Raw genomic sequence first — 4,762 nt, 5'->3', positions numbered from 1 at the left:
TGAATATGAATTCGTTGTTTCATGTTTTAAATTTAGCCAAAGCAGGAAAAATTAAAAAGATTTTTTGGCCTTCGAGTATTGCGGTTTTTGGACCTACAACTCCTAGACACAATACACCTCAATACACCGTTATGGAACCTTCAACGGTTTATGGAATTTCGAAACAAACAGGAGAACGATGGTGTGAATATTACCACAAACAATATGGTGTAGATGTAAGAAGCATTCGTTATCCCGGTTTAATTAGTTGGAGTACCGAAGCAGGTGGCGGAACTACAGATTACGCAGTAGATATTTATCATAAAGCAATTACCGATGGGAAATTTACGAGTTTCTTATCTGAGAATTCAGAATTACCAATGATGTATATGGATGATGCGATTAAAGCAACAATAGGAATTATGCAAGCTCCAGCGGAACAAGTAAAAATTCGTTCTGCTTACAATTTAGCAGCCATGAGTTTTACTCCGAAACAAATTGGAGAGGAAATCAAAAAACATTATCCAAATTTCGAATTAAGCTACGAACCTGATTTCCGTCAGAAAATCGCAGATAGTTGGCCTGCTAGTATTGATGATACTTCTGCAAGAGAAGATTGGGGTTGGAAAAACGATTTCAATTTAGAAAACATGACAGTGGATATGTTCAAAAATTTAAAAGAACACGTTTACAATAAATAAAAAAAACGTCCCGAAATATCGGGACGTTTTCCATTAAAACAAAAAACAAACTTACTCCTGAACGATAGGAGCTCTCAATGATTCTAACACTGCCACAACTTCATTTATAAGTGCTGGATCAGTTACGCCATTTAAACCTGCCGCTGCTCCAACATATCCGATAAATTTATCGTATTCTGCATTATTTGATTTTTTTCCCATTCTAGGATTTTGAGCTGGATCATGAGCTGCCACCATATTTAAACCTGTGTAGGTATTAGTAGCACCACCGCCTGTATTTGCTGAAAAGAAATCCGTCAAATTGTCACTCAAAATAGCTACGTTAGTAGTATTTCCGCTTAAAGCTTCTGAAATTACTGGTGCAAAGTGTTCTCCTAAATTACCTGGAGCTCCAACTACAATATCGGAAACAATTAAAGTAATTGTAGAATCAACAACCGAACGATAACTTAAACGTCCCTGTTCAATCATTTGACCTGGATTATTAGGATCAGCAACCATTGTAGTTCCTCCTAATTTTTGATATAACGTTTGTGGTGCAGCAGAATCATCATCACTACATGATGTTAAAAAGCTACCCGAAGCAATAAATAAAGCCAATAAGGCTACTTTTGAAAAATTTTTCATAGTAATAGTATTTGAAAATTAATTAAAAATTCGTTGGATTCCTCTTGAAAATTTATAGCTGAAGCTATCTTCAGACATAACTGGACAAGCTTTTTTGTTTTCTAATTCTTTTGGCAAAACAAAACGCTCTGCTTTGTAATTACCCATAGCCATAAGTTTATTGTAAATAGTTTTCGAATCAGCCACTTTGATATCGTGAAAGAAAACTAAAACACCAGTTTCTTTATTTAACCTATCGGTTTTGACTCCTGGAATAGATTTTAAATTACGATGAATTTCTTTTGCTTTGAGTGAATCTATAGGTTCTTTGAAGTCAATTCGGCTAATTTGTAAAGTAGCGTTATCTACGACTAAAGGCTTAGCAGTTGCGATGTGAACTACCAAAACAACAAATAAAATCAGAAAGATTCCGAAGATACTTCCTAAAGCAATTTTGATTTTTTTATTCCTTTTCATAACGTTTGAGATTTTTGTTTAGTTGCATTTACGTAAACAATTTCTCATTGGTTTTTTCAAACATAAAAAAATTGAATTTTTAACATTTGGACATAAAAAATCCCAAGACAAATTATCTTGGGATTAACTATTACTTATGTTTATTTTCACTTCTTTTCGGAAAGAATTTTGTCTTCAATTATTGATTTTATTTTTACAACTTCATCCACATTGTCATTTGGAACCGTCATCGAAAGCACGTAATGTTTTATTTTCCATTGTCCGTTTTCTTGAACCAAAACACCTGAACCGCGACAAATTTTCATTTGTGTACTTAACAATTCATCAAACCAAACCGTTTTTCCGTTTTCACTAAAGTAAATATTACGTTCAATTGCTTTAAAATTCCAAGCTTTTCCTTTATCGAAATAAGGTTTTGCAAAAGCTTGAAATTGCTTTTTGTTCCAATTTTCAGTAGCGTCTGTACCAATATAAATAGATTCATCTGACATTACTCCAAAATACGCTTCGTAATTTGCAGCCGCAGCCGCTTTATGCCAATTGTCTAAAATAGTAGTGATGTTTTGTTTTTCTGATTGTAGTTTCTCTTCGCATGGTTTACAAGAGAAAACGAGTGTTGCTAAAAGTAAGATGGTTAGTTTCTTCATATTAAAAAATATTAATTACAACTGTTTTTACATTTACAAATTCTTTAATGCCATCTTCAGCTAATTCTCTTCCGTAGCCTGATTTTTTGATACCGCCGAATGGTAATCTTGGGTCTGATTTCACCATTTCGTTGATAAAAACGGCGCCCTCGTTAAAGACTGAAATCTTGGTTTTGATGAAATCAATGTTTTGAGTAAAAATAGAAACGCCTAAACCAAATTCCGATTGATTACTTAATTCAATGGCTTCTTCAAGGGTTTTGAAAGTTATGATGGCGGCCACAGGACCGAATGTTTCTTCATTAAAAACGGGCATTTCTGTTGTTATGTTTGTTAAAATTGTAGGTTCATAGAAAGCGTCTTTTCTATTTCCACCAACGACTAGCTTAGCTCCCATTTCAATAGATTTTTGAACTTGAACTTCTAATTCCTCGGCTAAATCAACACGTGCTAGCGACCCAATTTGGGTTTCTTTATCTAACGGATTTCCAGTTTTTAAGTTTTTAATGGCAACTTTGAATTTATCGACAAACGCATCTGCAATATTTTCGTGAACTAAAAATCGCTTAGCTGCAATACAACTTTGGCCTGCATTTTGCATTCGGGCATTGACAGCTGTTGCTACTGCTTTTTCTAGATTTGCATCTTCTAAAATGACGAAAGCATTACTTCCACCTAATTCTAAAACGCACTTTTTTAAATGTTTTCCAGCTTCTGTAGCAACTGCAATTCCTGCTTGTTCGCTTCCGGTTAATGAAACGGCTTTAATGATTGGATTTGCGATGATATTGGCTACTTTGCTACTTGGAATTGGTAAATCTTGATAACAACCTTTTGGAAAACCAGCTTGCTCAAATATTTCTTGAATTAATTGGGCTGATTTAGGAACATTGCTTGCGTGTTTTACTAAAACTGTATTTCCTGCAATTAGTGTTGGAACAGCAAATCGGAATACTTGCCAAAAGGGGAAATTCCAAGGCATTACACCTAAAATCACACCCAAAGGTTCGTAGGTAACAAAACTTTCAGAAGCTTCGGTTTTTATATGTTTCGTTGCTAAAAAGGTTTCGGCATTTTCATAATAGTAATTACATAAAAGAGCACATTTTTCAACCTCAGCGATAGCTTGCGAAATAGGTTTATGCATTTCGGTAGTTATACAATTAGCATATTCTTCTTTGTTTTCTAAAAGTAGTTTAGCTAATTGTGGCAAAAAAGAAACTCGATTTTGAATACTCAAATTACACCAAGAAAGCTGCGTGTTTTCTGAAACTTTTAAAAGATGTTGCATGCTGAAAGGTTTTTGTAAAAATACTAATTTTAATTGAAAACGAGGTCCGCGTTAGGGATTGCAGTGGAAATCATTTGTTTGTAAAATTGCCCAATTTTATAAACAAAGATTGTAACGGAAAGCCCGACCCTTGTGGGAACGCCCAAATTAAAAAAGGAAATGATATCTTTGTACGATATTTTACAACGTAAATAAAATGGAAGATTGTTTTGAAACCTTAATTTCGAGTTATTTGGATTCGAAAGTGGGCATTGTGGAACATTTTGTATCGGAAGAATTAGCGCAACATTTGGTAAAGAGATTGTTTGAATTGAAAGAACAAAATTTACTAAAAGCTGCTGGAATAGGAAATGCCGCAAAATTGACTCAAAATTCGGCAATACGAAGCGATGCGATTTATTGGTTAGATAGAGCGAACAATAACGAACATGAAAATGCTTTTTTAGATCAAGTGGATGCTTTTGTATCCTATTTGAACCGCAGTTGTTATACTGGAATTACCGGATATGAATTTCATTTTGCCTTGTTTGATAAAGGTAGTTTTTACAGAAAACATTTAGATCAATTCCAAGATAATTCGAGCAGACAGTTTTCGATGATTACCTATTTGAATGAAAATTGGCAACCTGAAGATGGTGGCGAATTGTGTATTTACGACGGCGATGTAGCTCAAAAAATAGCGCCAACCAACAGAAAAACAGTTTTCTTTAAAAGTAATGAATTGGTTCATGAAGTTTTAGAAAGCCACAAACCTCGATTGAGCGTTACGGGTTGGTTGAGACGAGATTAAAATAAAAAAACCGATACAAATTGTATCGGTTTTTTGTTGCTCCCCCTTCCCGATAGTAATCGGGACAAGCAATGGGCTCGAACCAATCCCGATAGCTATCGGGACTCTGATTAACAGTCAGATGCTCTAACCAACTGTTTAAAATGTGATAAAGTATTTTATCAATAAGATTTTAAACAAAAAAAGCACTTACTTATCGTAAGTGCTTTTTTTTAAGCTCCCCCTCTTGGGCTCGAACCAAGGACCCTCTGATTAACAGTCAGATGCTCTA

6 protein-coding genes are annotated in these 4,762 nt (G+C 34.5%); 2 read left to right on the top strand and 4 right to left on the bottom strand.

From position 1 onward, the window contains the following. On the top strand, positions 1-680 hold a 680-nt coding region (locus tag Q0075_RS00465), incomplete at its 5' end, for an NAD-dependent epimerase/dehydratase family protein (RefSeq protein WP_297867802.1). A gap of 51 nt (positions 681-731) precedes the next feature. On the opposite strand, the gene Q0075_RS00460 is transcribed toward Q0075_RS00465, so the two are convergent. The 4 genes from Q0075_RS00460 to Q0075_RS00445 all read right to left on the bottom strand — a co-directional run bounded on the left by Q0075_RS00460 (position 732) and on the right by Q0075_RS00445 (position 3,701). After that, the gene (locus tag Q0075_RS00460) at positions 732-1,307 is read right to left on the bottom strand and encodes a hypothetical protein (RefSeq protein WP_297867801.1); all 576 of its coding nucleotides are present in this window, start codon (positions 1,305-1,307) and stop codon (positions 732-734) included. An 18-nt stretch (positions 1,308-1,325) separates the two neighbouring features. Further along, positions 1,326-1,763, bottom strand: coding sequence for a hypothetical protein (locus Q0075_RS00455; RefSeq protein ID WP_297867800.1), 438 nt, complete (start codon positions 1,761-1,763; stop codon positions 1,326-1,328). A gap of 146 nt (positions 1,764-1,909) precedes the next feature. Then, a complete protein-coding gene (locus Q0075_RS00450; RefSeq protein ID WP_297867799.1) occupies positions 1,910-2,410 on the bottom strand; it encodes a nuclear transport factor 2 family protein in 501 nt (166 codons plus the stop codon). Position 2,411: 1 nt separating this feature from the next. After that, a complete protein-coding gene (locus Q0075_RS00445; RefSeq protein WP_297867798.1) occupies positions 2,412-3,701 on the bottom strand; it encodes an NAD-dependent succinate-semialdehyde dehydrogenase in 1,290 nt (429 codons plus the stop codon). A 196-nt stretch (positions 3,702-3,897) separates the two neighbouring features. Between Q0075_RS00445 and Q0075_RS00440 the strand changes: the two genes are divergently transcribed. Next, positions 3,898-4,491, top strand: a complete 594-nt coding sequence (locus tag Q0075_RS00440) for a 2OG-Fe(II) oxygenase (RefSeq protein ID WP_291106348.1) — start codon at positions 3,898-3,900, stop codon at positions 4,489-4,491. Positions 4,492-4,762: the final 271 nt, after the last annotated feature.

Source organism: uncultured Flavobacterium sp. (assembly GCF_937967675.1).
In the GTDB taxonomy this organism is placed as follows: Bacteria; Bacteroidota; Bacteroidia; order Flavobacteriales; family Flavobacteriaceae; genus Flavobacterium.
The sequence above is the reverse complement of the archived record's forward strand: the minus strand, read 5'-3'. Positions and strand labels throughout refer to the sequence as shown.

Coding starts and splice junctions, on each gene's coding strand:
- Q0075_RS00455 (WP_297867800.1), bottom strand. CDS start 1,763: ATGAAAAGGAATAAAAAAATCAAAATTGCTTTAGGAAGTATCTTCGGA.
- Q0075_RS00440 (WP_291106348.1), top strand. CDS start 3,898: ATGGAAGATTGTTTTGAAACCTTAATTTCGAGTTATTTGGATTCGAAA.
- Q0075_RS00460 (WP_297867801.1), bottom strand. CDS start 1,307: ATGAAAAATTTTTCAAAAGTAGCCTTATTGGCTTTATTTATTGCTTCG.
- Q0075_RS00450 (WP_297867799.1), bottom strand. CDS start 2,410: ATGAAGAAACTAACCATCTTACTTTTAGCAACACTCGTTTTCTCTTGT.
- Q0075_RS00445 (WP_297867798.1), bottom strand. CDS start 3,701: ATGCAACATCTTTTAAAAGTTTCAGAAAACACGCAGCTTTCTTGGTGT.